The following is a 26,117-nucleotide window of genomic DNA, read 5'->3' as shown; positions in this document are numbered from 1 at the left end:
GCGGAGGCGGCGAGCAGCACCGCCGCGAGCCCCGGGACGGCCCGAGCGGAATCCGCAGACCCAGCAGGAGGGACGCGACGGTGAGGGTGAAGGTGCTGATGAGAAGCCCGTTGAGTACGTAGGGCAGGGCGCGGCCGAACCAGAGCGGAGCCCGGTGGCGGGGGCTGAGCAGGGCCGCGCCGGGGGTGCCGTAACGGCGCTCGTTAGCAACGGCGAGCGGACGTCCGCCATCCCCGGCTGCCGCCCCGGGAAGACGAAGAAAAGCAGTTGCAGCAGCGGCCCGACCAGGAGCGTGCCGATGAACATGGGCGGCGTCGTCCAGTTGCACAGGGCGCGGCAGGAGATGGCACCGCCGAGGACGACAAGTCGTGCCGCGCGTCCAGCGGGTTGGCGAGCGCGTTCGCGTCGCGCAGCAGGACGAAGGTGGCGGCCAGAAGCAGCCCCATCATGCCGAGCGACAGCACGCGTACGGGCACAGCGACGAGGAAGAGCAGGAGGTGCGCGAAGTCCAGCGGTACGCCGACGAGCACCGCGCCCCAGAGGACCGTCGCACCCATGGCGTAGGTCCCGATGACGGCCGTGGCCAGGGTGATCGGCAGCAGGACGAGGAAGAGCGGGGCCGGGGAGGCGACCAGCGTCTCCCGGGTGCCGAGCCGTCGCTGGTTCTGCACGGCGCCGCCCGATCCGAACAGCACCGAGGACCAGATGCCCATCAGATCCTGTGCGCCGGGGGAGCCGGCTTCCGGCCGCGCCCCGTTCGCCTCCTCGACGATCGCGATGTAGGCGTCCTCCAGGGTCGGTTCGCGGGTGACGACCCGTCCGCCCCGGATGCCGTCGAGCGCCGCCAGGACCCGGGCGTGCAGCCCTGCGCCCCGCTCCGTGTGCACGGTGACGGCCTGCCCGCCGCCGCGCTCCTCCGCCGCCACACCCCGCACCCCGCACCCCGCACCCCGGGCAGGGGCCGGATGCGGTCGAGGTGTTCGTCGGCGGCCCCGTACGCCTCGATCTCCAGGACATCGCGGACCTGGACCCGGGACTTGAGCCGGTCGGGGGTGCCGAGCGCCCGGATCATGCCGCCCGCCATCACCGCGATCCGGTCGCACAACTCATCGGGCTCGGCCATGCAGCGGGTGGTCAGCAGGGTTGTGGTGCCGCCCGTCCGCAGCTCCTCGACGTACGGCGCAGATCGCGGGCCGCCACCGGGTCGACGCCGATGGACGGCTCGTCGAGGAAGAGGACATCGGGCTTGTGCAGCAGGCCGCGGGCGATGTGGAGGCGCTGACGCATGCCGCGCGAGTAGCCCCCCGTGGCGCTCATGCGCCTTCCCCGACCGGCTCCAGGAAACCCTCCTCCACCAGCAGCCGGATCGCCTGCGGAGTGCGGTCGCGCAACAGGACCGGGTCCTCGGACATCAGCTGGGCGATGGCGTCGAGGATGCGGCCGGCGGGAAGCGATCCGTCGCACACGCCGGCGAACCCGGCGCCGACGGCGTCGACCTTCGTGGCGCGGCGCATCCCGCGGTGCTGGCGCAGCACCACGTGCTCGGGGTCCTCCGCGCCCGGCAGACCGACCTGCTCCTGCACGACCTCGGCGGCGAGCGTGAAGCGGGCGGCCAGCAGCGCCGCGTCGTCCTGGTGACGGAGGTAGTCCTGGCGGGCGAAGTGCGCCTCGACCGCGGGGCCGAGCGGCTGCTCCACCGGGTGCGGCCATTCCTCGATCACGATGGACGGCTCGGCCGCACCGGTCTTCCTCAGCGTGATCCAGCCGAATCCGACCGCCTTCGTGCCGAGGGCCTCGAACTCGTCGAGCCATGCCTCGTAGCGCGCGGTGTACTCGGCGGGGTCCGAGCGGTGGTCGCCACTGTCACGCAGCCACAGCTCCGCGTACTGCGTGATGTCCTGCACCTCCCGCTGCACGATCCAGGCGTCGCAGCCGCTCGGCACCCAGGTGCGCAGCCGGTCCTGCCACTCCTCGCCCTCGACGTGCTGCCAGTTGGCGAGGAACTGGGCGTAACCGCCCTCGTTCAGCCGGTCGCCCGCCTGCTGCACCAGGGTCCGGCACAGGTCGTCGCCGCCCATTCCGCCGTCGCGGTACGTCAGCCTGGCGCCCGGAGAGATCACGAACGGCGGGTTGGAGACGATCAGGTCGAACGTCTCGCCGGAGACCGGTTCGAAGAGGGACCCCTCGCGGAGATCGGCCGGGGCGGCGCCGGACAGGGCGAGGGTGAGCCGGGTGAAGGCCAGGGCCCGCGGGTTGAGGTCCGTGGCCGTGACGCGGGTGGCGTGCTGGGAGGCATGCAGCGCCTGGATGCCCGAACCGGTGCCGACGTCCAGAGCGGAACTCACCGGCTCACGGACGGTGATGCCGGCGAGCGTGGTCGACGCCCCTCCGACGCCGAGAACGACGCCTTCCTCGTGCGAACCGATGCCGCCGGCCCCGCCGACCGCACAGCCCAGGTCGGACACGATGAACCAGTCCTCGCCCTCCGGCCCGCCGTAGGGCCGGACGTCGACGGTCGCCCGTACCTCGTCGCCGTCACGTCTCAGCCAGCCGTCCTCGACGCACTCCTCCACAGGGAGCGCGGCGCGAGCCTGCTCGTACGGGACGGAGCGCTGGAGGAGGAAGAGCCGCACCAGCGTGTCGAGCGGCGATTCACCTCTGGTCGCCCGCAGTGCGGGGACCGTTTCGCTGCGGGCGAGCGCGGCGTAGGCGGACGCGCCGAGCCGGTCGAGAAGCCCGTCCGCGGTGAAGGCGGCGGAGAGCAGGGCCTCGCGGAGCGCGGGGATACGGTCGGATGCGGGAAGGCTGGTCGTACTCACCCGCCCATTGTGTCCGCTCCCACCGACAACGGCAGCGGCCCGGCACCCATTGAGGGCGACCGGGCCGCTGACGGGCGGTCCACCGGCTCCTCCGCGGCTCTCCCGCGACCGGGAGGGCCGGGAGCCGCCGGGCTCGCTGTGGTGGTTACGCCATTTCGCTCGCCGTGGTGGTTACGCCTTCTTGCTCGCCGAGGCGGACGGCGACGCCGGGGGCGCGGCGGACGGCGAGGAGGAGGCCGTCGGCTTCTGGCAGCCCTTCTGCTTGGCCATCGCGGTGCCGACCTCACCGGACTGAAGCTTCTTCAGCGCCTGGTCGCCACTGGTGCTGATCTGGTTCAGCTCGTCGGCGATGTCCTTGAGGCCGTCGGCGAACTTCGCCTGGTCCTTCGTGTTGAGGGCGTCGACCTTCGTCTTCAGCTCGGCGTAGGCGGCGGAGGAGGCGTTGAGCTCCTTCACGGCCTCCTTCTGCGTGGTTTCGCCGTCCTCGACGGGCGGCGGGCCCGCCGAGTCCACGGCTGTGCCCAGCGCCTTGTACGCCTGCGAGATCTGCTGGAAGGCGGCCGAGTCGGTCGCCTGGACGTCGGCCGGCTTGCTGTTGTCCGCGGTCTGCCGCTGGATGTCGGCGTTGGCGTCCGCGATCTTCTGCAGCTGGGGCTGGACCTGGTCGCAGACCTCCTTGGCCCAGTCGTTGACCTTGTCGTCGCTGTCGTCGCTGCAGCCCGACAGCGTCAGTACGAGTACCGCACCGCCGGACAGTGCGGCTGCAAGCTTCTTGTTCACCGGATTGGGTCCCTTCCAAGGCTCTCGGCCCCGGAACTTACACGCCAAGTGGGCGACATTCTGGCGCCGGGCGTCGGATCTACGGTCTTTTGCAGCCATTTGCACCAAGGGAAATGAGGGAGATACAACTCACCCAAACGCCCGATCACACGTGCGGAAACTCACCGTTTCGGATGAAGCGCCGCGCAGCACGGCGGGCGGACGTTCCCTCAGAAGGGTGCGCCCGCCCGCCGCTTGTACTCGCACTACGGCCTCCGATGCCCTTCCGGGTAACACGAGGCCGACCTCTCCTGATCAGGAAATGGCTGCCGGATCGGGTGACTTGGCGGGACGGCCGCCGTCGCCCCCGTCGCCCCCTCCGGCCCCGGGACCGTCTTCGTCACCCATGGCGATCCCGCGCCGCTTGGACACGTACACCGCCCCGACGATGACCACGATGGCGAACCCCGCCACCACCGCCCGCACACCGGCGCTCGCGTCCTCCCCGTAACTGAACTGCACGACCGCCGGAGCGATGAGCAGCGCCACCAGGTTCATCACCTTGAGGAGCGGGTTGATCGCCGGTCCGGCCGTGTCCTTGAACGGATCCCCGACCGTGTCCCCGATGACGGTCGCGGCATGGGCGTCGCTTCCCTTGCCCCCGTAATGACCGTCCTCGACGAGCTTCTTGGCGTTGTCCCACGCGCCACCGGAGTTGGCGAGGAAGACGGCCATGAGCGTCCCGGTCGCGATCGCGCCCGCGAGATACGAGCCGAGCGCCCCCACACCGAGACTGAAGCCGACCGCGATCGGCGCCAGCACGGCGAGCAGTCCGGGCGTGGCCAGTTCGCGCAACGCGTCCTTGGTGCAGATGTCGACGACGCGCCCGTACTCCGGCTTCTCGGTGTAGTCCATGATCCCGGGGTGCTCGCGGAACTGCCGCCGCACCTCGTAGACCACGGCCCCGGCGGACCGGGACACCGCGTTGATGGCCAGACCGGAGAAGAGGAAGACGACCGCCGCTCCGAGGATCAGCCCGACCAGGTTGTTGGGCTGCGAGATGTCCAGGCTCAGCCCCAGCTCACCCGCTCCGGCCCCCACGTCCTCGACCGCCGTGGCGATCGCGTCACGGTACGAACCGAAGAGTGCCGCCGCCGCCAGGACGGCGGTGGCGATGGCGATGCCCTTGGTGATCGCCTTGGTGGTGTTGCCGACGGCGTCCAGGTCGGTGAGCACCTGGGCGCCGGCGCCCTGGACGTCGCCCGACATCTCGGCGATGCCCTGCGCGTTGTCGGAAACCGGTCCGAAGGTGTCCATGGCGACGATGACACCGACGGTGGTGAGCAGGCCGGTACCGGCGAGCGCCACCGCGAAGAGCGCCAGCATCACCGACGTACCGCCGAGCAGGAACGCCCCGTAGACGCCGAGGCCGATCAGCAGCGCGGTGTAGACGGCGGACTCCAGCCCGATGGAGATTCCGGCGAGCACCACGGTCGCCGGACCGGTCAGCGAGGACTTTCCGATGTCCCTGACCGGGCGGCGGCTGGTTTCGGTGAAGTAGCCGGTGAGCTGCTGGATCAGCGCGGCGAGCACGATGCCGATGGCGACCGCGACCAGGGCGAAGATCCGGGGATCGCCGCTGTTCGAGGCGATGGTGCTGTCGGTGACGCCGTCCAGTTCGGCGTACGAGGACGGGAGGTAGACGAAGACCGCCACCGCCACCAGGACGAGCGAGATCACCGCGGAGATGAAGAACCCGCGGTTGATCGCGGTCATCCCGCTGCGGTCGGCGCGCCGCGGGGCGACCGCGAAGATGCCGATCATCGCGGTGACCACGCCGATCGCCGGCACGATCAGGGGGAAGGCCAGTCCGGAGTTCCCGAAGGCGGCCGAGCCGAGGATGAGTGCGGCGACGAGCGTCACGGCATACGACTCGAACAGGTCGGCCGCCATGCCCGCGCAGTCCCCGACGTTGTCGCCCACGTTGTCGGCGATGGTGGCGGCGTTGCGCGGATCGTCCTCCGGGATGCCCTGTTCCACCTTGCCGACGAGGTCGGCGCCCACATCGGCCGCCTTGGTGAAGATGCCGCCGCCGACCCTCATGAACATGGCGATCAGCGCGGCGCCCAGGCCGAACCCCTCCAGAACCTTGGGCGCGTCGGCGGCGTACACGAGGACGACGCTGGAGGCACCGAGCAGGCCGAGGCCCACCGTGATCATGCCGACCACGCCCCCCGTACGGAAAGCGATCTTCATCGCTTTGTGCGAAACGGCGGTGAGATCCTTTTCCGGTTCGCCCTCTTCCGGAGTCGCCTCACGCGCGGCTGCGGCGACCCGCACATTGCTGCGTACGGCGAGGCGCATGCCGATGTATCCGGTGGCCGCCGAGAAAAGCGCACCCACCAGGAAGAACAACGAGCGTCCCGCGCGCTGCGACCAGTTGTCGGCCGGCAACAGCAGAAGCAGGAAGAACACGACGACGGCGAAGATGCCGACGGTACGCAGTTGCCGCGCCAGATACGCATTCGCGCCCTCCTGGACGGCTGCCGCGATTTCCTTCATGCGCTCGGTGCCCTCGCCGGCCGCCAGGACCTGGCGTACCAGCAGCTGGGCCACGACCAGTGCGGCGACGGCGACGACCGCGACAACGATGATGATCAGCCGGTTGTCGTCGGTGAGAACCGCGGCCGCGAGTGAGGTGGGACGATCGGAAGGTGCGGAAAACTGCGTCAGTTCTGCCAGTGGTGTGTTGAAGAACCCCGCCATACGTCCTCCTTGACGCTCAGCGCTCAAGACGTGGACGGATTGTAGGGAGCAGAACCTGATCAAAACAGTGGGTGCGTAATGGAATTGACCTTAGTCCCTCAATCGACAAATGATCTCACCCTTGTTTCCGCCCGAATGCAGTAACGGGGCAGAAGCATTGCCGGGAGATCGCTGATCAAGCGGAAACGGAAAGGGCCCTGCTCAGCAGGGCCCAAAAAATGGATCACGCACACCCGGAAGGTAAATCGAACCGGAACGGCTCGGTAATCGGGTTCGAACACGCGCTCCCGCGAGCACGGGAAGCCGGAACGGCATATTCAGGTTCGATCATGCGCATCCGACGTTTCGATCACGCGTACCCACAGGTGCGGTCACGTCGCGCCCCCGAGGGAGCCGGTGCGGTGGTTCAGGCGACCGTCGCCGCGGACTTCGTCGGCCAGGTCATGCGGATCACTCCGCCGTTCGCGCCCGACCTGACTTCCATGTCGTCGACCAGACCGCTGATGACCGCGAGGCCCATCTCGTCCTCGCCCTCACCGTCGGTCTCGGAATCCATCGAGCCGATCGGCCCGCCGGGCGCGGCGTCGGACGATCCGGCCGTGGCACGGGCCTCACTGCCGGGGCCGGGGACCTCGTCGGCGACCTCGATGGAGAAAGCCTTCTCCTCCTCGATCAGCACGACCGTCACCGGGGCGGTGATGCCATGACTGCGGTGCAGTCCGACCGCACGGCTGCACGCCTCGCCCACGGCGAGTCTGACCTCGTCGAGCAACGCCTCGTCGACCCGTGCCCGGCGCGCCACGGCGGCTGCCACAAGGCGTGCCGTCCTGACATGTTCGGGCTGAGCGCTGAAGCGGAGTTCAACGGTGGCCATGTGATCCCCCTCGAACGTATGGGCGTGCTTCTCAGAGGCCCCGGGCGTGTCGCCCGGTACCCCTGCTCTCGAACCTCCGGAAGAGCCGACAAAGCCGGCAGCCGGCCAAAGGCCGACCACCTGCTCGACGCGGCCTGCCTGCTGCCGCGTGCCGGGCTGTTCACTGCCTGCCGGCCGGCCAGATGAGGCCGGCCCGCTCCGACGTCAGTCGGTGGCAGCGACAGCCTCGTCGACCGTGGTGTGAATGGGAAACACCTTGGTCAGACCTGTGATCCGGAAGATCTTGAGAATGCGCTCCTGGTTACAGACCAGGCGCAACGAGCCCTCATGGGCCCGGACACGCTTCAAGCCACCCACGAGCACGCCGAGACCGGTGGAGTCGAGGAAGTCGACGCCTTCCATGTCGACAACCAGGTGGTAGCTGCCGTCATTCACCAACTCGACCAACTGCTCGCGCAGCTTGGGCGCGGTATACACATCAATCTCGCCACCGACCTCGACGACCGTACGGTCGCCACCAGGGCCGGACACATTGCGAGTCGACAAGGACAGGTCCACGGATCCTCCAGCACCTTGCTATCGAGCGGTCGCCCCTCGGTCTCCCCGACGGAGCCAGGGGACGGATCGCCAGCCGCGATGGCATTCAATCACTTACCAGCAGCCATGCACGACGCCTTGGGACCATTGTCCGCCACGCCAGTGACACACTCGGTGCCGATGGCCAAGAATCACCGCCCCAGTCGACCGCCCGAGAGCGGGGGCTCCCGCCCCTCTCCCTCCATGGTCCTCGACCGGCTCGCCGCAGGGGCGAGCCGGTCCGCGCGCATCACTCATACGGAGCACTTGCCCCCGCGAGCGGGAACCCATGCCATCTGGCCGGATCGCATCCGCCCAGAAATTGTCGCGGCGATTCAGCGCGCCGGAATCGCCCATCCGTGGGCGCATCAGGCCGCCGCCGCCGAGTACGCCCTGGACGGCGAATCCGTCGTGATCGCCACCGGCACCGCGTCCGGCAAGTCGCTCGCCTACCTCGCGCCGGTGCTCAGCGCCCTCCTCGACGGCTCGGAGGCCCCGAACGGGCGCGGGGCGACCGCCCTGTATCTCGCCCCCACCAAGGCCCTCGCCGCCGACCAGCGGCGGTCCGTGAAGGAACTCGCGGCGCCCCTGGGCCCCGCGGTCCGGCCCGCGGTGTACGACGGGGACACCCCTGTCGAGGAACGCGAATGGGTACGTCAGTACGCCAACTACGTCCTGACCAACCCCGACATGCTGCACCGCGGAATCCTGCCCTCCCATCCCCGCTGGTCCTCGTTCCTGCGCGCCCTGCGCTTCGTCGTCATCGACGAGTGCCACACCTACCGGGGCGTCTTCGGCTCCCACGTCGCCCAGGTGCTGCGGCGCCTGCGCCGCCTGTGCGCCCGCTACGGCTCCGACCCGGTCTTCCTCCTCGCCTCCGCCACCGCGGCGGACCCCTCGGTCGCGGCAGGCCGCCTGACCGGCCTCCCCGTCAAGGAGGTCGCCGACGACGCCTCGCCCCGGGGCGAACTGGTCTTCGCCCTCTGGGAACCCCCGCTGACCGAACTCCACGGCGAGAAGGGCGCCCCGGTACGTCGTACGGCCACGGCGGAGACGGCCGACCTCCTCACCGACCTGACCCTTCAGGGCGTCCGCTCGGTCGCCTTCGTACGCTCCCGGCGCGGCGCCGAGCTCATCTCCGTGATCGCCAAAGAACGCCTGGCCGAGGTGGACGCCTCGCTGCCCAAGCGCGTCGCCGCCTATCGCGGTGGATACCTCCCGGAGGAGCGCCGCGCCCTGGAACGGGCCCTGCACTCCGGCGAGCTCCTCGGCCTCGCCGCCACCACCGCCCTGGAACTGGGCATCGACGTCTCGGGCCTGGACGCCGTCGTCATCGCCGGTTACCCGGGCACCCGGGCCTCCCTGTGGCAGCAGGCGGGCCGTGCCGGACGCTCGGGCCAGGGGGCGCTCGCCGTCCTGGTCGCCCGGGACGACCCCCTGGACACGTATCTGGTCCACCACCCCGAGGCGCTGTTCCAGCAGCCCGTGGAGTCGACCGTCCTGGACCCGGACAACCCGTACGTCCTCGCCCCCCACCTGTGCGCGGCAGCCGCCGAGCTGCCCCTCACCGAGTCCGACATCGCGCTGTTCGGCCCGGCGGTGCCCGAGCTGCTGCCTCAGCTGGAGGCCGCGAAACTGCTGCGCAGGCGGCCGTCGGGCTGGCACTGGACCCGCCGGGAGCGGGCAGCCGACCTCACGGACATCCGGGGCGAGGGCGGCCGTCCGGTCCAGATCGTCGAGGAGGGCACCGGGCGTCTGCTCGGCACCGTCGACGAGTCGGCCGCGCACACCGCCGTCCACGAGGGCGCCGTCCACCTCCACCAGGGCCGCACCTACCTGGTGCGGAAGCTGGACCTGGAGGACTCGGTGGCCCTCGTCGAGGAGGCGAGCCCGCCGTACTCGACCACCGCCCGCGACACCACCGCCATCTCCGTGCTGGAGACCGACACCGAGATCCCGTGGGGTGACGGGCGGCTCTGCTACGGCTCCGTCGAGGTCACCAACCAGGTCGTCTCCTTCCTTCGCCGCAGGGTGATGACCGGGGAGGTGATGGGCGAGACCAAGCTCGACCTCCCACCCCGCACCCTGCGAACGCGCGCCGTGTGGTGGACGGTCACCGAGGACCAGCTCGATGCCGCCCGGATCAATCCGGAGATCCTCGGCGGCGCGCTGCACGCCGCCGAACACGCGTCCATCGGGATGCTCCCGCTCTTCGCCACCTGCGACCGCTGGGACATCGGCGGGGTCTCCGTACCCCTCCACCCGGACACATTGCTGCCCACCGTGTTCGTCTACGACGGTCACCCGGGTGGCGCCGGCTTCGCCGAGCGGGCCTTCCACACGGCCCGGACGTGGCTGACGGCGACCCGCGAGGCCATCGCGTCCTGCGAGTGCGACGCGGGCTGTCCGTCGTGCATCCAGTCCCCCAAGTGCGGCAACGGGAACGAGCCCCTGCACAAACGAGGCGCCGTACGCCTCCTCACCGAACTCCTGCGCACCGCTCCCCCGGACCCGGAAGCCCCACAGAAGGCGTAAGTGGGCGACGCCTCCCCCGCGTCCGCCCCGGTCCGGCGGCGCTGCCGGGCTACGGGCCTCCTCGCGTCGGAAGCCGCGCAGCAGCCGGGGGCTCCCCCGCGTTCCCGGGCCGCACCCCGCCCGGGGGACCCGCACGGGACCTGACCGCCGGTTCGTACGGGCCGAAGCGGGCGCGGGCCGTCACGTCGGCGATCTCCCCCTGCACGGCGCACCGCACCACCTCCGCCTCCTGTGCCCTGGCCACCCGCCCGGCCGCCTCACACGCGGCTGCCGGGCCCTGAAGAGCGCGGTCGGCCGCCGCGAGGGCCGCCAGGTCCGCCGCGCCGCCGGCCCGGTGCCGGGCCGCCACGGCCTGCCCCAGGGCGAGCACCACCGCAAACACCGCACACAGGGTGGCCGTGGTCATCGCCACCCACACGGTCGCCAGCCCGCGATCACCCGCCCCGATCCCGGTCCTCGGCCCCCGCCTCCGCCACGGCCCCCTCACGGCTCCACCCCCACCACGTCCTCGGCCAGCGCGGCCGCCTCGGCGCTCAGCGTGAGCGCCAGTGGGCCCGGTCCGGGTGCCGGTGCCTCCACGCGGACCCGCCACAGCTCCCCGGACCGCTCCACGTCGACCCGCGCCTCCCCGGGCGCCGCCGACCGCGCCGCGTCCAGCACCGCCGAGGCCGGCTCCGAACGGGCCGCTGCCCGCGCCCCCGCCCGTGCCGCGTCCACACACCGGATCTGGGCGGCCGCGGCCACCAGGGCCCAGACGAGGATCAGCGCGAAGGCGACAAGGGCGGGAATGACCATCGCCGCCTCCGCCGTCACGGCACCCCGGTCCCGGCCGGGATGGTCAGGAGGACGCGCCCGGCTCTCCTTCCTGGTCTCAGAACTTCGCATCGAGCGCGTCCTTGATCAGCGACTGCATCGCCGAAAGCACGGGTCCGCTCGTCACGACCTTGTAGAGCACCGCGGCGAATCCGCACGCCGCGATGGTGCCCACGGCGTACTCGGACGTCGTCATCCCACGGTCCGACCGGCCGAACCTGACCAGCCGCCCCCGTCCACCAGCCCACACCCGGCGCACCGAACCCAGCGCCCGCTCCAAGACATTCCCGCTCATTTCAACCCCCGAAATAGATTTGTCGATTTTCTGTTCGGCGACGGGTGACCGCACTCGAACCCTCGCCGCTCTCGTGTCAGCCGGCGGTCAGCAGTCCGGTCGCCAGCCCGACCACCACGGGCGCCACCCCGATCGCCAGGAAGGCGGGCAGAAAGCACAGCCCGACCGGTGCGGTGATCAGCACGCCGGCGCGCTGGGCGCGAGCCACGGCCGCACTCGACCGTTCGGCGCGCATGGCTTGCGCCAGCCGGGCGACCGGTTCGGCCGCCGGCGCGCCGGTCGAACCGGCCCGGTCCAGGCAGCGGGCCAGCGGGCCCGCACCCGGTATTTCCGCGAACCGCCCCCACGCGTCGGCCGGTTCCCCGCCGAGTCGGATCTCCGCCGCCGCCCTGGCCAGCCGGTCACCGACCGGGCCGCCCATGGACTCGCCCACCGCCTCCGCCGCCTCCCTGGGACCGGCCCCGGCAGAAAGACAGGCCGCCAAGAGGTCGGCTACGAGCGGAAGCTGCCCCGCCGCAGCCGCGTCCACATCCCCAGCGCCCGCATCACGCGCCTTCCGGGATCGCTGCCAGCGCCATGTCCCGTACGCCGCGGCCGCCGCAGCCCCACAGCCCGGCAGCCCGCCGACCAGCACCCAGCCGACCGCTGCTGCCCCCGCCGGCCCCGCACACTTCCGCACACCGGCATCGATTCCCGGCCGCCACCGCCGCCGCTTCCCCGCCCCGACCGCCAGCAGCAGCGCCCCGCGTCTGAGCACCGCGCGCTCCCGCCGCCGCCCGACGATGGCGAGGGCCACGTACGCGACCGTGCACACCGCCGCCCCGACCACCCCCAGGCTGTGGACGACGCCCCCTGCTGCCCCGCTCACCCTGCCTCACCCGCCCTGACAATCCGCCGGGCCCACACCAGGCCCGCCGTCTCCAGCAGCCCTCCAGCCGCCAGACAGGCCAGCCCGGCCGGACTGTGCAGCAGCACCCGCAAGGGGTCTGCTCCCAGTGCGGCACCCAGCCCCAGCCCCGCCACCGGCAGCAGCGCCAGCACCACGACCGTCGACCAGGCGCCCGCCAACTGGGCCCGCAACTCCTCCCGCCGGCGCCTGTCCGCCCGTAACGCGCCCTCCAGCCGGTCGAGTCCGGCCGCGAGCCCCGCCCCGCCGTCCACCGCGACCCGCCAGCACGCCGCCACTCCGGCGAGCCCTTCACGCCCCGGCACATCCGCCGCCCGCCGCAGCGCACCCGGCACGTCTCCGCCGAAGCGCGCGGCCGCCAGCACAGCGGCCTCTGCCCCGCCCAGCGCCTCTGCCGAGTCACGAGCAGCCACCAGCAACGCCTGCCCCGGCTCACGCCCCGCCCGAAGCTCCCCCACCACCGCACCGCACAGCGCCATCACCCCATCCGCCGCGCGCTCCCGCTCCCGCTGCCGGGACCGCACCCGCAGCCACCGGCGCACCAACGGCACCGCCACGGCCCCCGCGACCAACGGCAGCACCGAATCGCCCAGCACAGCGAGCAAGACCGCCGCCGGGGCACACAGCCACTCGCGCCGCCCACGGAAGAACAGAGGCATCGCCGAGCAGTACGCGCCCAGCCGATTCGGCTGCGGCGCCGCGTCCACGAACAGCACGCGCGCCCGACGCGGCGCCGGATCGCGCTGCACGGCCGTCCAGGCCGCAAGCCCGGCGCACACCGCCGTCGCACACATCGCGTACCCCGACCCCACGCCTGTCACAGCGCACCTCCGATCAACGAGCTCAGCCGCTCCCAGCCCCGCTCCCGTACGAATCCGTCGGCGCCCCAGCGCAGCGCGGGCACCGTCACCACCAGCCCCGCCGCGTCCCGTTCCAGGACGTGCACCTCGGCGAGCCTCCGCTGCCCGCTCCGGTCCCGCACCAGATGGACCACCACCGACAGCGCGGCCGCCAACTGGCTGTGCAAGGCCGTCCGGTCGAGGCCCGCAGCCGTCCCCAGGGCTTCGAGACGGGCCGGGACGTGTTCGGCGGCGTTGGCGTGCACCGTGCCGCACCCGCCCTCGTGCCCGGTGTTGAGCGCTGCCAGCAACTCCCTAACTATCCGCAGGACACCTACACTCCCACCATGATGCTGAAGCCGCCGCAACGAGCCGGGATCTACTGCCGCTTGTCGTACGCCCCGGACGGGTCGCTCGAGAAGGTCGAGCGCCAGGAGGCCGACTGCCGGGCCCTTGCTGAGCGCCTTGGCTGGCAGATCAGCGAGGCGCACATCTTCCCGGACAACAGCCGTTCGGCCTGGCAAAGGAACCGCTCACGGCCGCAGTGGGACCGCATGTTGCGCTGTGTCGACAACCGCGAGATCGATGGGCTGCTGGTCTACCACGGCGACCGGCTGATCAGGCAGCCGTACGACCTCGAGAAGTTGATCGGGATCTCCGACAGCCGGGGGATGAGAATCGCCAGCCCGTCCGGGACCCGTGACCTGGACTCCCCTGATGACCGGTTCATCCTGCGCATCGAAGCTGCTCAGGCATGCCGGGAGTCCGACAACACGTCGCGCCGTGTTCGACGCGCACTGACCAGCCGCAGGGAACGTGGTCTGACGCAGAACGGAGGCCGGAGGGCGTTCGGGTTCGGCGTGCAGATCGGGACCCGCACGAAGGTTGACCGTGACGGCAACGAGGTCCAGGTCCCGCGGTACGACATGACGCAGCATGTCCCCGAGGAGGCCCGCATCCTGGCGGACGCGGCGGACCGCCTCCTGGCCGGGCAGGGTCAGTCCGGTGTCATTCGGTGGATGAACACTTTCTGCACCACCACCGAGGGCAACCCATGGACGGAGAAGTCGCTCCGGAACCTGCTGCTGTCGCCCCGAGTGGTCGGCCTCATCGAGCACGAGGGCGAGCTGTACGAGGCGGCCTGGGACGGGATCCTGCCCCGCGAGACGTGGGAGAGCGTCCGCCTGTACTACCGCGCCAGTGCCGAGGCGTCCCCCTATGCGGGCAGGGAGCGCCGATACCTGCTGTCCGGTGTCGGCGGTGCCCAGTGCTGCTTCTGTGGCGGCTACGTGCGCGCCAAGCCCACTGGCGGCCGTAACCGCAAGACCGCGCGGATCTACCACTGCCACACGTGCCGCAAGGTGGGGCGGAGCGTGGAACACGTGGACGCGTATGTGAGCGGTCAGGCAGTGGCACTGTTGAACGACCCGCGGTTCGTCGCGGAGCTCACCGCGACGGCCGAGGACCCGGGGCTCGCACAGGAGATCGCCGCCCTGGAGCAGCGGCGGGCGGCGGTACGCCGCCAGCTCGAGGACCTCGCCAACAATCCTGATGTGGATGCGGCCCTGGCGTTCACGGCGCTGGCCTCGTTCGACACCAAGATCCGGGCGGCTCGGGACCAGCTCGCCTCGTCGGCCACGCACCGCTTGCTCGGCCGGATGGCTGGCATCACCCCGGCGCAGTGGGAGGCGACGCCCGTAGACGTCCGCTCAGCCACCGTGCGGGCGCTTTACGGCGTGGTCCTGCTCCCGACGACTCTGCGCGGCCCCGGTTTCGACACCGACGCGGTACGCGTGGTCCGGGCTCGGACGGATCGGCCGACGGGAGCAGGGAAGCAGGGAGCCTAGGAAGGCCACCGCTGGCGCCAGAGCCCGTCCCCGGCGATGCGTTCCGCGTACGCGGTCATCTCGGAGCAGAGCTGGGCAGACGCATGGTCCTCGTGCAGGAGCCAGATGAGTACGCCTTTGCGCTCCACGGGAGCAACGAGGACGTGGGGGAGGATGCTGGCGCCAACTCGTTCCCAGGACACGCGGGCCAGGCATCGCCCTTCAACCGGCTGTTCGATTCGATCGGTGGTTGTGGGTGGCGTCTGGATCCACCGGCCCTGCTCGGTCACGACTCGATGGAGGAACGTGAGCTCTTCGCAGAGTGCACTGCTGGCGTGGCCGGCGCCGAGGCTAGCGACGATTCGTCCTTCCGTCTCCGCCAGGGCGCAGCTCTTTCCAGGTGGGAGCTGATCCACGGGGACGATCTGGAAATGGATCTGGGCGGCTCCCGACACCCCAACAGCACTGCGAGCTTTGCTCATACGACGTCACCCTCCCCTACAGCACCCCGGCACCCTGAGATACGCACGTCAGTTCGAATCAATGGGAAAAGACCGGAGCTACACGTTCCGCCGCCAGGCAGGTGCCCATCATGCATCGCCGATCACTTTCGGACCAGCAGTTACATCAGAGTAGCTAAAAGTTACGATAGTCAGCCTTGGTTGGGGCGCCCCCACGCTTCGGCGATAGCGCGGAGCTTTTCGCGGTCCTCGGGCGTGAGGGACTGATAGTGCCGCACCATCAGGCGCGTCTCCTCGTCCTCGTCCCACAGCGTGTCGATGTCCATGAACTGACCGGCGGCCGCGTCCTGCACGATGCGCAGCGGTAGCTGAAGGGCGGCCGCCAGCGCTCGGAGTGCCGCCGGACCCGGGGCCTTGATGACTCTTCGATTTGCCAGGTTCTCGAGCGTGCCGCGAGTCCAAAGAGACCCGCTCTCGGGGTCCTCCGGATCTACCGCGAGCACCGAGGCCCGTCGATAGCTGAGCTGCAGTTCATCCATGCGGGTACGCGCAAGGTCTGCAAGGTCTGTCCGGGCGGCTGTTTCGTCAGCCATGACCGTCCTCTTCTCCGGGGTGCGTGGGGCTGCCGGGTGCCCAAGCGACGCGCGGCGCATATGCCAAATCCTCGCAGCTCAGGACACGGGAGGTCACGCCCCCCTGGTCATAGTGTCCAGGTCTTTGGGCGCGTAGCGCCACCGACCCGGCAAAGGTTGACCTAATCCAGCTACGCCACGCTGCCCAAAAAGCTGGACAGGTTGCCCAACTAGTGATTCTCTAGGGGTGTCCAAGTTTTTAGGCAGTCCGCCCAAAGGTGCGCGCATGGAACCTGTACGACCACGATTTCGCCTGGTCAACCCCGAGCGCCTGCGGATGCTCATGGAGCGCACGGGGACCGGGGCAGGTATCAGCGGACGGGCACTGGCCGCGGCGGTGGGCATCCCCCACGGCACCGTCGATCATCTGCTGTCTGGTGCAGTCAAGACTCAGCCTGCGGACGTTGCTTACGCCATTGCCAACACGATCGGCGTAGATCACCCCGTCCTCTGGGCCCCCATTGGCCGCTCAGTTCCGGCAGACGACGTACTGCCCCCGCACATCGCGGCCGCGCCGTGATCTGCCGGAGCGCCGCCGAGGCATTCGAGGCCGGCATGTCGGAGCTGTGCGACCACGAGCTGAACCCCGTGCGGTGCCCCACGTGCCAGCTGACCGCCGAGGAAATCGGCTCGCTCGCCGTCCTGCACCGCGGCCTCGTCAGCCAGACCACACCGGGCACGCCCGTACCGCTGGCCGCCTGACCCGCGAACGAAACCGGGGCCGCCTCGGACCGGGCCTGGTCCGCGACAGCCCCTCAACCGGCACACCTCAACTCAACCCGAACCGAGGGCACCGTGAAGCACCTTACCCACTCCCGGATCACCGCAGCGCTCGCTGCCGCGACGCAGCCGGAGGGCGAACGCCCCTGGACGCTGCTCCTCACGCGGCCGCCGATGACGTACACCGACACCCACCGGTGGAGGGTTCTCGAGCAGAACCCGGACCTCCGGGAGTTCGCCGGCATCGATGAACCGACTTGCCGCGCCGAGGCGTCCCGCGCCCGCATCGTCAACGACCTGGCCCGCCGCGACGCCTACATGGCCGCCCTGGCTGTCAGCGAACAGATGATGAGCACGACCCCTTCCCTTCCGATCCACACGACTATCCGGCTGGCGGAGTGGCACGAGGGCCCTCTGATCTGCTGGGTCTTCTACCAGTCCCCCGAGGCCGTACGCGAGTTCGCCGCGCACTTCGGCGGCACGGTGACCGAGGGCCGCAACGGCGACGAGTCGCCCTTCATCCGCGTCGGCGCCGCGGGCACGGTGAACGGCGTCCAGTTCGAGGCGTACACGCTGGTCGACGTCGCACCCGAGCAGGTGGCGGCATGACGACCGCACCCCAGACCACATGGGAGCTCGACGGCGTCGAGTTCGATCTGACCCGTACGTGGATCGACGTCTACGGCGCCCGCTGGGACTGGACCGGCGGCTGGGAGCCGGTGGTCCAGCACGACGGGACGTCGGCCGACGAGCCGCTCATGCAGCGCGAACAGGACATCCCCATGGTCCTGTCGCTCGTCTACTCGACCTACGGGCCGCTGATCCCGGCGCCGCGCCCGGCCACCTCGGCCGAGCTCCGCTCCGCGATCACCGCCTGCCACGGCCCGGCCGAGCTCGCGCAGTTGGCCCCGACGCCCGGCACCTTCGCCGTGATCCTGCAGCGCCTGCGCGGGCGGTCGGCATGAACGCCAAGCGCGTGAACGCCGCAGCCACGGTGCTGCTGGCTGCGCAGCAGCGGGGCCGCTTCATCCCGGCTGCGCTCGCCATGGCCCTCGAGTCGGCCAACCTGCTGCAGTCCCCGGAGAAGGACACCTCGGCCACCGCCGAGGCGGAGTTCACTCCGACCGCGACCGCCCTTCTGACCGGGCTTGCCCTGACCCTGCGCGAGCAGCCCACGGCCCGCCAACTCCTTGACGGCCTGGATGAGCTCGGCGAGCTCGTCGTCTGCGACGGAGACCCGACCGAGATTGCGGACTGGGTGGCAGCGCTGTGCCGCCTCGCCGACATCGACGTCCACGGCGCGGGTCCGGCGATCGCCTACCGGGTCGAGCACGACTCCATCGTGGCCGGCCTCTACACCACGGCCGCAGCTGCGCAGCAGCATTGCGAGGCCCTCGTCTCCCGCGAGTACCCGGCCAGCGTGGCCGTGCTCTTCGAGTGGTGCGTCGACGAGGAGGACACGGAACTCCCCGGTCTCGAGCTGGACGTGCAGGTCGACGGTCGCCACGTTTCCACCGGCTACACGGTGACCCCCCTGGAGATCGCGACGGCGTACGACCCGGACGCGGACGAGTGACCGGCGAGCAGTTACTGCTGCTCGCCGTCGTCCTGGCAGGTCTGGCCAACGCCCTCTGCTTCGTCATCGGCTGGATCGCCGACCGCCTGATCACCGCCCGTCCAACCCGGAGGAAACCCATGCTCCAGATCGCCCTGATCGCCGCAGCTTCTACCGGCGTTCTGTGCTGGGCGGTGACCGTGTTCGTGCTCGCGGTCGCCGCCGTCCGCTGGGTCCGGGGCGCCCCGCTCGACAGCTCCCTGTTGATGCCGTGCGAGAGCGCCGTCTGTCGGCAGATGGAGACCGAGCACCTGGTGACGTCCGACGGCCTGGTCTGCGCCGAGTGCCGTTTTCTCGTCACCGCTGCATGAGCGGCTCGGTCCGCCCCTGCAGCGACATGGGCACACGGCACGGCCTCGTCTACGCACGCCGGTACGTGACCGGCTGGAAGTGCGACCGACACACCCCCTCCGCGCACGCGGGCCGGCCGGAGTCCCCGCCCGGGCCCGGCTGGCCCCCCGGCGCCTACATCCACCAGATCACCACCGACCCGCCCGCAGAACAGGAGCAGTCATGACGAGCCCCCGCCCGACTCCCGCGCTCATGCCGCGCCGTGCCACCGCCCCGGCGGCCCCGGCCCCCGCCTCGGTGGCCGACCAGCAGCTGATCGCCCCGGCCCCGACGGTGGCCGGCCGCTCGTACAGGTCTCTGTGGGAGCAGGCGGTCCTGTCCTCCTCGATGCCGCCCAACGCCCGTTTGGTCGCGATGGCGCTCGCCACTCACGCGGACGCGGCCGGGCACATCGCGCGGCAGCCGCGGCTGATCGGCCTCGTCCACAACACGGGCCTGTACGTCGGCCAGGTGTCGGTCGGTCTGACCGTGCTGCGCGAGCGCCGCCTGCTCAGCCAAACCCGGCCCGCCGACCGGTACGAGCACGCGGACTTCCTCCTCGCCATCCCCAACTCCGTCATGGCCCGCCTCATCAAGAAGACCACCAGCCCCGCGACCGATCGGACCACCACCCATGCGTGACAAGCCTCAGCAGCACTGGACCGAGTCGCTGTTCGACAGCGTGTACGCCCTGTACGAGACGGCCCGCGAATATCAGATCGCCCACCGCACCGCCCAGGTCGCAGTGCAGACGGTGGACGTCGACCGCCGCAAGCTTCACGAGGGCCGGATCGCCCTGCGAGGACTGCACGGCCGCGCCGATGCCGACTACTACCGCACGCGTCGCACGTCCCCCCACGACGATGCCGTGTTCGGCCTCTCCGACCTGTACAGCCGGGCGGAAACCGAGCTGCGTCACCGGTACGACGAGGCGGCCCACCTCTTCGCGTCCGGCGCGGCCTGGGCGATCGGGTCGGTCCAGGGCGGCGAGACACCGGCCCTGGTCGAGTTCAACACCGACGAGGACGGCGCCCCGACGCGCCACCAGCTGAGCATCACCGGCCTGGCCCGCTACGCCGGGACCGGGGAGCTCACGGCCGCGTACGACCGGTGGTACGCCCGCATGGGCGCTGCGGAGCACGCCGAGGATCTGGCGGGTCGGGACTACGTCAGCGACCACGAGGCCGGGGAGATGCACGACGCCATCGGCGTCGCCATGGGCCTGGCTGACAGCGCGTTCGCCTACGGCCTCCTGGCTCAGCGCGCCCTCAACTTCGTGCTCCTGGCGCCGCGCCGCGCCCGGGAGAGCGAGCTCGCGGCCGCCCGGGCCGCCGCACAGCAGACCGCCCAGCCCGCCAACTGACCCAGCCCTGGAGTCCCGTTGACCACCGCCGTCGCGTACGCAGCAGCCCCCGCTGCTGCTGCGCCGTACCCGGAGCCGCACCGCGCGGCCGCCGGCGCACGGCCGCGCGACAGCGGTGGTCTTCGCGTTCGTGTCCCTCTGCGCATCGTTGTAGGCGCTCAGTACCGAGATTCGGCCCTGAGCGTCTACATCAAGGTCGCAGCGCTCGCCATGCGCACCGAAGGCTGCACCGCCAAGGTCAACGTCATCGCCGAGTACCTCGGTCTGTCCAAGTCCGAAGTAGAGCGCGGTCTGCGCGACCTCGCGACACCGGACGAGATCCACGGCCTGGTCGAGGTTCTCACCACCCGCCGCACCCTGCCGGGCGGCCGCGGGCAGTCCGCGCACCGCACGGTCCGCGAGGCCGAGCCGGACGAGGGGTACGTGTGGATCCCCGTACGGGCCGCCGATGCTCTCCCGCCGCGCCTGCTGCGCCTCTTCGCCCTGATCGCCTACGCGGCCGTACGCAACCAGCCGCTGGCCGTGGGAGACCTCGGCGCGATGCTCTACCACCACACCGGCCAGAAGGCTGGAGAGCACCTCGGCGAGCGCCAGGCCGCCCGGCTCCTCGATGAACTGGACGCCACCGGCTGGATCACCGTGCACCGCCGCGAGGGCCTGCAGGGCCGTCACGCCTACGAGGCCCACCGCCGCCCGCTGCACGCGGTCCAGCCCGAGGACGTCGCCCCTGACATCCATGACGGATCCGGTCCGGACGATCACGACGGATCCCTCACGTCTAGGGAAGACCACAGGACTGACCGACCGGTGACGAAGACGCGGGTGGGTGGTGGGATCCGCCGTAGGCGCCCTGCAGGTAGTAAGTCCACAACCCCTGTGGATAACTCGGCTGGGCCGACTTCCCGCCCTGCCGGTCACGACCAAAAGCGCAGCAACACCAGCGGGCGGCAGGATCTACAGGCCGGTGGGGACCTGACCCGCCGGACCTGGGCCGTCCTCGAGCCCGTACGCCACCTGCTCCCTGGAATCAGCAGCCGGTGGGTCTTGCGGCGCATCGACGCCGAGATCGGCCGCCAGCTCGCCCAGGGCACCGGCATGGAGCGCATCACCGCACGGCTCACCGCCCGCTACGCCTCAACCGAGCCGCCCCGCGACCCTGGCCGCTGGATCCTGGGCGCCGCCCTGGTCCGCCGCGGCTGCGGTCTGCCCGCCTGCGAGTCCGGGACCCTCTGGCACTCCGGCGAGCCCTGCCAGGTCTGCCTGGGCACCACCACCTGGGCGCAGCAGCCGGAGCCGGTGACCGAGGAGCAGCCCGTGCGGCCGGCGCCCGAGCCGGTGGCGGCCGCGGCGGTGAGCGTGTCGTGGCCGATCCCGGCCGCCGTTGGCGAGGAGCTCCCGGCGCTCGGCCGCGAGCAGCTGCAGGAGCTCCGCACGGCCGCGACCCACGACCTGATCCGCCAGGCCATCGCCGAGCACGGCCAGGCCCACGCCATCTACCTGTACGGCCACGCCCTGGCCCTGCCCCACCTTGCATCCGTCGACCCGGGAGGGAACCCAGCATGAAGCCCGCCAGTCACCACCTCGCCAACTGCAAGCGCTGTTACGCCCAGATCTGCTGGGCCCTCACGACCGCCAACGGGAAGCGCCAGCCGGTCGACGCCGAGCCCACCGCCGAGGGCAATCTCGCCGTGATGCAGGGGCCGGACGGGCTGCTGTACGTACGGAGCCTGACCAAGGACCACCCGGCACCGAGGCCGGGCGAGTGGCAGGCAATGCCGCACCACGCCACCTGCCCCTCCCCGCCGCCCAGGCGCAGCAGCCGTACGGCGCAGCGCAGCACCACCGGAGTGCGGCCGGTCCCCTGGCAGGGGCGGCAGCCGTGATCCGCGAGGACGCCGAGACTCTCGCGCGAGTCACGGCCGCCCGCGAGGAGTTCCCGGACGGCACCTACGGCGGTGCTCGCGGCACCCGCCCGGACGCGGACGCGGCCGACCACGTTCAGGAGCTCCTCGAGGGCCTGGAGGGATGGCGCCTCGGCGACCGGGCCAAGCACCCGTGGCCCCCGCCATGACCATCGCCGCCCTTCACCGGCTCCTGGACGAGGAGCTCCCCGACGTACCGCGCCACCCGGCGCCCCTGATCCCGCACACCGCACGAAAGAGGCAGGCCATGCAGCAGCAGCCCTCACCGATCCCCGGCCCGCGCATCACACCGCCGGCCCTGTCCACCGGCGCGCCTCCGGTCCCGATCGGCAAGGTCATCGCCTGGGCCGAGCAGCACCCGACCAGGACGGTGGCCCGTAAGGGCGAGCAGGCCCGGGCGCTGCTGCTGGAGCTCCGTGCGCTGCACTCCTCGGCCGAGGAGATCGCCCAGGCCGACGCCGAGGAGCAGCGCCTGCAGGAGCAACTGGACGCGATCCGCGCCCGTAAGGCGGCGCTCCTGCCGAAGAAGCGGAAGGCGCCGAACACCGACTACAACCAGGGCGAGGTCCGGTCCTGGGCGCGCGGCCGCGGGCTGGACGTCCCCGCCCGCGGGACCATCCCTGCCGCAATCGTCCAGGCATGGCGTGAGGCACAGGCTGGCGGCACCCAGTGATCTCCGCCCGGCTGCGCTACGCCGCCCTCGGCCTGGCCGCCATCACATTCGGCGGCCTGGCCCTGCTGTACGCCCAGGCCGACATGTGGTCCGGGTCGCTGGTCTGCCTGCTCCTCGCCGGAGCCTGCGCCGAGGCGTGCTCCTGGGTGCGGCGCGCAGCCGAGCAGCTGCAGGCCGCCCACGACCAGGCCCGGCGCCGTGCGCTCGCCGACATGGCCACCGGCCTCGAGCCGTGGGCCAGCTGGTGCTGCGAGCGCGGCTGGCTCACCAGTGGTGACCTCCATAACCCCGCCCACTGCAACAGGGAGCAGCTGTGAACGACGAATCCGCCCGGGCCAGGTCCGCCGCCGAGACCCTGCACGACCAGGGCGAGCACGTCCACTACGCCACCGAGGGCCAGAGCCTGTGCCTGAGTGGCGCCTGCATCACGGTCGTGGGCCCGTGACCGCGTTCGCCCGCGGCTTCCGGCTGCACTTGCGCCACGGCCAGGTCATGGACGGCGCCGTGTTCCCCAACGGACGCGCGATCGTTCTGGACGACCCGGAGTGGGGACTGTGCAGCGGCGCACGCACCATCGAGCTCCTGCAGGCCGGGTACGGCGGCGCCCGTATCGAGTGGGACGAACAGGCGCCAGCCGAGCCCTCGCAGCCGAACAAGGGCTGCGAGCACTGCGGTAACACAGCCGCCCACCTGCCCGGCCGCTACATGAAGGGCGGCATCGTCGGCTACTGCCACGGCGAACTCCCCGCTGAGCAGCAGCCCACCGGGGAGACGCAGACATGAGCGACCGCGCCCAGCCCTTCCCGCACTTGCACCCGTCCAGGAGTCGCACCGGTGCCCTCCGATGCGACGCCTGCCCTACCGACAGTTCGCCTCCCTGCGGTGCGCCGGCTACATGGCACGTCGCCTGGGCCCTCGCACCCCGGGCGCACTTCTCCCTGCTCTGCGACCGGGACATGGTCCGAGTGCAGCAGCAGTTCATGTACGCCGACCGTCACGCGGCCGCCGTCAACTGCGACATGCCGGCCACGGGCTGGCTGACCGCCACGCCCTCGCGGTGCGTGCTGGCGCCTACGAGCGACTCACCCTCCATCTGACACCCCGGCACCGGAGCACGCCCATGGACAACACCTGCCGTATCTGCCACCACGTCACGGCCGAGGAGCGCTACCTGTGCGACGGCTGCGAGTACCGCGCCTGCACGTGGCTGCGCGCACTGCCCAAGCAGGCCGCCCTGCTCGAGGTCTGCCTACAACCGACGACCGGTCCGGCACAGCGCGGCGGGAGCGGCCGCGCGCACTCCCCGCTCCCCCTCGACATCCGCGTCCTGGACCTCCTGGGCCCCGGCCACGCCGCGCACATCCAGGACCCGCACGGCGACCAGACCGGCGGCATCCCGATCGTGGCGCTCCTCGCAGGGTGGTCGCGCTATCTGGCCTCCGAGATCCCGGCCGTGCACCACGATGCTCACGGCACCATCCGGATCGACCGGTGCGAGGACGCCTGGCCCCGGACCGGCACGGGCATTCCGGCCTGGTGCTCATGGCTGCAGGCGTACCTGCCGTACGCCGTGACCCGGCCATGGGCCGAGGAGATGTACGGCCAGCTCGAGGAGCTCCTGAGCCGTATCCAGCGGGTCACGCACACCACGCCGCGCCGCACCGCACGGGATGCTCCCTGCCCTGGCTGCCAGGCGTTCGCGCTGGTCGAGCGCGAGGACGAGTTGCACATCTCGTGTCAGGTCTGCGACGTCCGCCTCACCCCCGAGCAGTACACCGAGCATCGCGACGCGGTGATGCCCGCCCTCGCCCGCATCGCCCTCCTGATGAGCGCACAGGCCGCTCAGCAAACCGCAGCCTGACCGTGCCCCACCCCCTTCAACGGAGACCCGACCATGCCCATGCCCACGCTTTCGTTCCTCCTCCGCGCCGTAGGAACCGGGGTCTGTACGGCCCTTGGCCTGTTACTCCTCGCCGAACTCAGCCCGGCCGGGTTCGTCTACCTCGCCGCGGCCGTACTCCTGGCGCCCCGCGCCAACTGACGCAGCTGCGCCCCGCCCAGGAGTGACAGGGCGGGGCGCAGCTGTGTGGTCAGGCTTCTGGGTTCTGCAGGTCGGTGCGGCGGCCCTGGGTCATGCCTGCCTGCCGACGCTCCCAATACTCGTCGAACCAGGCGACGTCGTACTCCGGTCGGGTGCTGCCCGGTCTGAACACGGGCGCCGGCCATCCCTCGGTAGGTGTGCTGGCCAGCCGGTGGATCAGGGACCGACTGCGGCCGACACGCTCGGCCAGTCTCGGAATGGTCATGGTCCTCTTCTCCGGCTCTGGGCCCTCGGGCTGCTCGGGCATGGGGACATCCTCTCGGAGAAGTGTGGACATTGTCCACACTTCTCGCTACGGTCGTACTCACCAAGACAACGCGGCCCCGACCAGAGCCACTAACTCCGGTCGGGGCCAGCCATCCCACCTGATCCACCAGGAGGAGACGACTTATGCGCGATCGTATCCGCGGCACCGTGGCCTACGCCTCGGCCCCCGACATGGACGAGGCGCTGCAGTGCGCCCGTAACGCCATGGACAACCCCACCCGCAACCTGCTGAAGGCCATCGGTACGGCGCTCTGCGCGATCGAGCCGACGCTGCCCATGCGGGAGGTCACCCGCCTCTCGTACGCCGGCCGCGCAGCCTCCGACGTCCACGGGTTCGGAACCATCCGCACCGCCGCCGCCGTGGGCCACCTGCTCCGCCACATGCCGCGCGTCGACTGGCCGGCCACCCCCGACCCCATCACCCGCGCCGAGTACGGGATGCGCCTCCTCAAGGCAGCCGACGCCACGACGAGGGGCATCTGATGAGCGACACGACCAGCCAGACGCTCGCCGACGTCACCGCAGAGCGCGATCAGCTCCTGGCGCTCCTGCAGGTCGTGGCCAACGCCCTGGACGTCCCGCCCCCGGCCACCGTCGGCGACCAGGCCGCGTACCAGCGGCTCCTCGAGGAGCGCGCCGACCATGTCCGCCGCAGCGTGGCGGCCGTCCTCAGCACGCCGGACAACGCAGCGTTCGACACGGAGTACCTCGCCCGCCTCATCGCCCGAACCCCCGTCACGTACACCACGTACGAGTCGGCCGAGGACGACAACGACACGGCCGAGCCCACCGAGGACGCCGAGGACAGCGAGACGGCGGCGCAGCGCGTCACCGTCACGCCGAGCCTCCTCGTCGCCAAGCCCGCCACCGTCGCGGCGTGCCAGGCCGACTACGCCTCCGCCTCCGGTACCGCCGCCCGCGACGCGATGGCCCGCCAGGCCGCCGCCCGCGCACGCCACAGCTGACCACCCCATGCGCCCGGGCCACACACCTGGCCCGGGCGCCCACCGCTCCTGGAGGAGCA

38 protein-coding genes and 1 pseudogene are annotated in these 26,117 nt (G+C 71.1%); 23 read left to right on the top strand and 16 right to left on the bottom strand.

From position 1 onward, the window contains the following. Positions 1-203: 203 nt before the first annotated feature. The 7 genes from ACFWSK_RS13440 to ACFWSK_RS13410 form a co-directional block, all read right to left on the bottom strand. Entirely contained in the window at positions 204-926 is a 723-nt protein-coding gene (locus tag ACFWSK_RS13440) for a hypothetical protein (protein WP_383784379.1), read from the bottom strand. A 208-nt stretch (positions 927-1,134) separates the two neighbouring features. Then, entirely contained in the window at positions 1,135-1,317 is a 183-nt protein-coding gene (locus ACFWSK_RS13435) for an ATP-binding cassette domain-containing protein (protein WP_383784376.1), read from the bottom strand. After that, the gene (locus ACFWSK_RS13430) at positions 1,314-2,819 is read right to left on the bottom strand and encodes a methyltransferase (RefSeq protein ID WP_383784373.1); all 1,506 of its coding nucleotides are present in this window, start codon (positions 2,817-2,819) and stop codon (positions 1,314-1,316) included. Before ACFWSK_RS13430 ends, ACFWSK_RS13435 begins: the two co-directional genes overlap by 4 nt. Before the next feature lie 171 nt (positions 2,820-2,990). Further along, positions 2,991-3,599, bottom strand: coding sequence for a small secreted protein (locus tag ACFWSK_RS13425; protein ID WP_383784370.1), 609 nt, complete (start codon positions 3,597-3,599; stop codon positions 2,991-2,993). 294 nt (positions 3,600-3,893) lie between these two features. Further along, complete coding sequence (locus ACFWSK_RS13420; protein ID WP_383784368.1) at positions 3,894-6,344, bottom strand: sodium-translocating pyrophosphatase; 2,451 nt, start codon at positions 6,342-6,344, stop codon at positions 3,894-3,896. A 406-nt stretch (positions 6,345-6,750) separates the two neighbouring features. Then, a complete protein-coding gene (locus ACFWSK_RS13415) occupies positions 6,751-7,218 on the bottom strand; it encodes an ATP-binding protein (protein WP_383784365.1) in 468 nt (155 codons plus the stop codon). A gap of 204 nt (positions 7,219-7,422) precedes the next feature. Further along, positions 7,423-7,776 carry an STAS domain-containing protein gene (locus ACFWSK_RS13410; protein ID WP_003967428.1) on the bottom strand — a complete coding sequence of 118 codons (354 nt, stop codon included), beginning with the start codon at positions 7,774-7,776 and terminating at the stop codon, positions 7,423-7,425. Positions 7,777-7,854: 78 nt separating this feature from the next. Here ACFWSK_RS13410 and ACFWSK_RS13405 point away from each other — a divergent pair, with 78 nt between their 5' ends. Further along, a complete protein-coding gene (locus tag ACFWSK_RS13405) occupies positions 7,855-10,329 on the top strand; it encodes a DEAD/DEAH box helicase (RefSeq protein WP_383784363.1) in 2,475 nt (824 codons plus the stop codon). Positions 10,330-10,378: 49 nt separating this feature from the next. Here ACFWSK_RS13405 and ACFWSK_RS13400 read toward each other — a convergent pair whose 3' ends face one another. The 6 genes and pseudogenes from ACFWSK_RS13400 to ACFWSK_RS13375 form a co-directional block, all read right to left on the bottom strand. Further along, positions 10,379-10,816 carry an Rv3654c family TadE-like protein gene (locus ACFWSK_RS13400; RefSeq protein ID WP_383784361.1) on the bottom strand — a complete coding sequence of 146 codons (438 nt, stop codon included), beginning with the start codon at positions 10,814-10,816 and terminating at the stop codon, positions 10,379-10,381. Further along, a complete protein-coding gene (locus ACFWSK_RS13395) occupies positions 10,813-11,214 on the bottom strand; it encodes a TadE family type IV pilus minor pilin (protein WP_383784358.1) in 402 nt (133 codons plus the stop codon). Before ACFWSK_RS13395 ends, ACFWSK_RS13400 begins: the two co-directional genes overlap by 4 nt. Further along, on the bottom strand, positions 11,201-11,437 hold the full coding sequence (locus ACFWSK_RS13390) for a DUF4244 domain-containing protein (RefSeq protein WP_383784355.1): 237 nt from the start codon (positions 11,435-11,437) through the stop codon (positions 11,201-11,203). Before ACFWSK_RS13390 ends, ACFWSK_RS13395 begins: the two co-directional genes overlap by 14 nt. 76 nt (positions 11,438-11,513) lie before the next feature. Continuing rightward, positions 11,514-12,305, bottom strand: a complete 792-nt coding sequence (locus ACFWSK_RS13385) for a type II secretion system F family protein (RefSeq protein WP_383784352.1) — start codon at positions 12,303-12,305, stop codon at positions 11,514-11,516. After that, entirely contained in the window at positions 12,302-13,138 is an 837-nt protein-coding gene (locus ACFWSK_RS13380) for a type II secretion system F family protein (protein WP_383784530.1), read from the bottom strand. The genes ACFWSK_RS13385 and ACFWSK_RS13380 overlap by 4 nt, the downstream gene beginning before the upstream one ends. Before the next feature lie 23 nt (positions 13,139-13,161). Continuing rightward, positions 13,162-13,503: pseudogene (locus ACFWSK_RS13375) on the bottom strand (ATPase, T2SS/T4P/T4SS family); the annotation flags it as partial. Between the two features lie 27 nt (positions 13,504-13,530). On the opposite strand from ACFWSK_RS13375, the gene ACFWSK_RS13370 reads away from it, so the two are divergent. After that, positions 13,531-15,030: a recombinase family protein gene (locus ACFWSK_RS13370; protein WP_383784350.1), complete on the top strand. Its 1,500-nt coding sequence runs from the start codon at positions 13,531-13,533 to the stop codon at positions 15,028-15,030. Here the strand turns inward: ACFWSK_RS13370 and ACFWSK_RS13365 are convergent. Both ACFWSK_RS13365 and ACFWSK_RS13360 read right to left on the bottom strand, forming a co-directional pair. Beyond that, positions 15,027-15,158, bottom strand: coding sequence for a hypothetical protein (locus ACFWSK_RS13365; RefSeq protein ID WP_383784347.1), 132 nt, complete (start codon positions 15,156-15,158; stop codon positions 15,027-15,029). The genes ACFWSK_RS13370 and ACFWSK_RS13365 overlap by 4 nt on opposite strands. Before the next feature lie 503 nt (positions 15,159-15,661). Then, complete coding sequence (locus tag ACFWSK_RS13360) at positions 15,662-16,063, bottom strand: XRE family transcriptional regulator (protein ID WP_383784344.1); 402 nt, start codon at positions 16,061-16,063, stop codon at positions 15,662-15,664. Positions 16,064-16,328: 265 nt separating this feature from the next. On the opposite strand from ACFWSK_RS13360, the gene ACFWSK_RS13355 reads away from it, so the two are divergent. The 19 genes from ACFWSK_RS13355 (at position 16,329) to ACFWSK_RS13265 (ending at position 24,766) form a co-directional block, all read left to right on the top strand. Next, a complete protein-coding gene (locus ACFWSK_RS13355) occupies positions 16,329-16,622 on the top strand; it encodes a helix-turn-helix domain-containing protein (RefSeq protein WP_383784342.1) in 294 nt (97 codons plus the stop codon). Continuing rightward, positions 16,619-16,804, top strand: coding sequence for a hypothetical protein (locus ACFWSK_RS13350; RefSeq protein ID WP_383784339.1), 186 nt, complete (start codon positions 16,619-16,621; stop codon positions 16,802-16,804). The genes ACFWSK_RS13355 and ACFWSK_RS13350 overlap by 4 nt, the downstream gene beginning before the upstream one ends. A gap of 93 nt (positions 16,805-16,897) precedes the next feature. Next, entirely contained in the window at positions 16,898-17,431 is a 534-nt protein-coding gene (locus ACFWSK_RS13345; RefSeq protein ID WP_383784336.1) for a hypothetical protein, read from the top strand. Beyond that, positions 17,428-17,787, top strand: a complete 360-nt coding sequence (locus ACFWSK_RS13340; RefSeq protein ID WP_383784333.1) for a phiSA1p31-related protein — start codon at positions 17,428-17,430, stop codon at positions 17,785-17,787. Before ACFWSK_RS13345 ends, ACFWSK_RS13340 begins: the two co-directional genes overlap by 4 nt. Beyond that, positions 17,784-18,398: a hypothetical protein gene (locus ACFWSK_RS13335; RefSeq protein ID WP_383784330.1), complete on the top strand. Its 615-nt coding sequence runs from the start codon at positions 17,784-17,786 to the stop codon at positions 18,396-18,398. The genes ACFWSK_RS13340 and ACFWSK_RS13335 overlap by 4 nt, the downstream gene beginning before the upstream one ends. Then, entirely contained in the window at positions 18,395-18,748 is a 354-nt protein-coding gene (locus ACFWSK_RS13330; RefSeq protein ID WP_383784327.1) for a hypothetical protein, read from the top strand. The genes ACFWSK_RS13335 and ACFWSK_RS13330 overlap by 4 nt, the downstream gene beginning before the upstream one ends. 26 nt (positions 18,749-18,774) lie before the next feature. Next, complete coding sequence (locus tag ACFWSK_RS13325) at positions 18,775-18,954, top strand: hypothetical protein (RefSeq protein WP_383784325.1); 180 nt, start codon at positions 18,775-18,777, stop codon at positions 18,952-18,954. Then, on the top strand, positions 18,951-19,409 hold the full coding sequence (locus tag ACFWSK_RS13320; RefSeq protein WP_383784322.1) for a hypothetical protein: 459 nt from the start codon (positions 18,951-18,953) through the stop codon (positions 19,407-19,409). Before ACFWSK_RS13325 ends, ACFWSK_RS13320 begins: the two co-directional genes overlap by 4 nt. After that, positions 19,402-20,130 carry a hypothetical protein gene (locus ACFWSK_RS13315; protein WP_383784320.1) on the top strand — a complete coding sequence of 243 codons (729 nt, stop codon included), beginning with the start codon at positions 19,402-19,404 and terminating at the stop codon, positions 20,128-20,130. Before ACFWSK_RS13320 ends, ACFWSK_RS13315 begins: the two co-directional genes overlap by 8 nt. An 18-nt stretch (positions 20,131-20,148) precedes the next feature. Next, positions 20,149-21,693, top strand: a complete 1,545-nt coding sequence (locus tag ACFWSK_RS13310; RefSeq protein ID WP_383784317.1) for a hypothetical protein — start codon at positions 20,149-20,151, stop codon at positions 21,691-21,693. Further along, on the top strand, positions 21,690-22,013 hold the full coding sequence (locus ACFWSK_RS13305; RefSeq protein ID WP_383784315.1) for a hypothetical protein: 324 nt from the start codon (positions 21,690-21,692) through the stop codon (positions 22,011-22,013). Before ACFWSK_RS13310 ends, ACFWSK_RS13305 begins: the two co-directional genes overlap by 4 nt. Next, entirely contained in the window at positions 22,010-22,201 is a 192-nt protein-coding gene (locus ACFWSK_RS13300; protein ID WP_383784313.1) for a hypothetical protein, read from the top strand. Before ACFWSK_RS13305 ends, ACFWSK_RS13300 begins: the two co-directional genes overlap by 4 nt. Next, complete coding sequence (locus tag ACFWSK_RS13295) at positions 22,198-22,725, top strand: histone-like nucleoid-structuring protein Lsr2 (protein ID WP_383784310.1); 528 nt, start codon at positions 22,198-22,200, stop codon at positions 22,723-22,725. Before ACFWSK_RS13300 ends, ACFWSK_RS13295 begins: the two co-directional genes overlap by 4 nt. Then, positions 22,722-23,042, top strand: coding sequence for a hypothetical protein (locus ACFWSK_RS13290; protein WP_383784307.1), 321 nt, complete (start codon positions 22,722-22,724; stop codon positions 23,040-23,042). Before ACFWSK_RS13295 ends, ACFWSK_RS13290 begins: the two co-directional genes overlap by 4 nt. Further along, a complete protein-coding gene (locus tag ACFWSK_RS13285) occupies positions 23,039-23,170 on the top strand; it encodes a hypothetical protein (RefSeq protein WP_383784304.1) in 132 nt (43 codons plus the stop codon). Before ACFWSK_RS13290 ends, ACFWSK_RS13285 begins: the two co-directional genes overlap by 4 nt. Beyond that, positions 23,167-23,508, top strand: coding sequence for a hypothetical protein (locus tag ACFWSK_RS13280; RefSeq protein WP_383784301.1), 342 nt, complete (start codon positions 23,167-23,169; stop codon positions 23,506-23,508). Before ACFWSK_RS13285 ends, ACFWSK_RS13280 begins: the two co-directional genes overlap by 4 nt. Positions 23,509-23,681: 173 nt before the next feature. Beyond that, positions 23,682-23,822 (top strand): hypothetical protein, encoded by a 141-nt coding sequence (locus ACFWSK_RS13275; RefSeq protein WP_383784299.1) that lies wholly within the window; start codon positions 23,682-23,684, stop codon positions 23,820-23,822. A 23-nt stretch (positions 23,823-23,845) separates the two neighbouring features. Then, positions 23,846-24,586 carry a hypothetical protein gene (locus ACFWSK_RS13270; protein WP_383784296.1) on the top strand — a complete coding sequence of 247 codons (741 nt, stop codon included), beginning with the start codon at positions 23,846-23,848 and terminating at the stop codon, positions 24,584-24,586. 33 nt (positions 24,587-24,619) lie between these two features. Continuing rightward, positions 24,620-24,766 (top strand): hypothetical protein, encoded by a 147-nt coding sequence (locus ACFWSK_RS13265; RefSeq protein WP_383784295.1) that lies wholly within the window; start codon positions 24,620-24,622, stop codon positions 24,764-24,766. Positions 24,767-24,815: 49 nt separating this feature from the next. Here ACFWSK_RS13265 and ACFWSK_RS13260 read toward each other — a convergent pair whose 3' ends face one another. Next, complete coding sequence (locus ACFWSK_RS13260; RefSeq protein ID WP_383784292.1) at positions 24,816-25,073, bottom strand: hypothetical protein; 258 nt, start codon at positions 25,071-25,073, stop codon at positions 24,816-24,818. A 143-nt stretch (positions 25,074-25,216) separates the two neighbouring features. On the opposite strand from ACFWSK_RS13260, the gene ACFWSK_RS13255 reads away from it, so the two are divergent. Further along, entirely contained in the window at positions 25,217-25,576 is a 360-nt protein-coding gene (locus ACFWSK_RS13255) for a hypothetical protein (protein WP_383784290.1), read from the top strand. Continuing rightward, positions 25,576-26,058, top strand: a complete 483-nt coding sequence (locus ACFWSK_RS13250; RefSeq protein WP_383784287.1) for a hypothetical protein — start codon at positions 25,576-25,578, stop codon at positions 26,056-26,058. The genes ACFWSK_RS13255 and ACFWSK_RS13250 overlap by 1 nt, the downstream gene beginning before the upstream one ends. The last annotated feature ends 59 nt before the right edge of the window (positions 26,059-26,117 follow it).

It is taken from the genome of Streptomyces sp. NPDC058620, from assembly GCF_042717135.1.
Taxonomy (GTDB): Bacteria; Actinomycetota; Actinomycetes; order Streptomycetales; family Streptomycetaceae; genus Streptomyces.
This window is presented reverse-complemented; position numbering and strand designations above follow the sequence as displayed.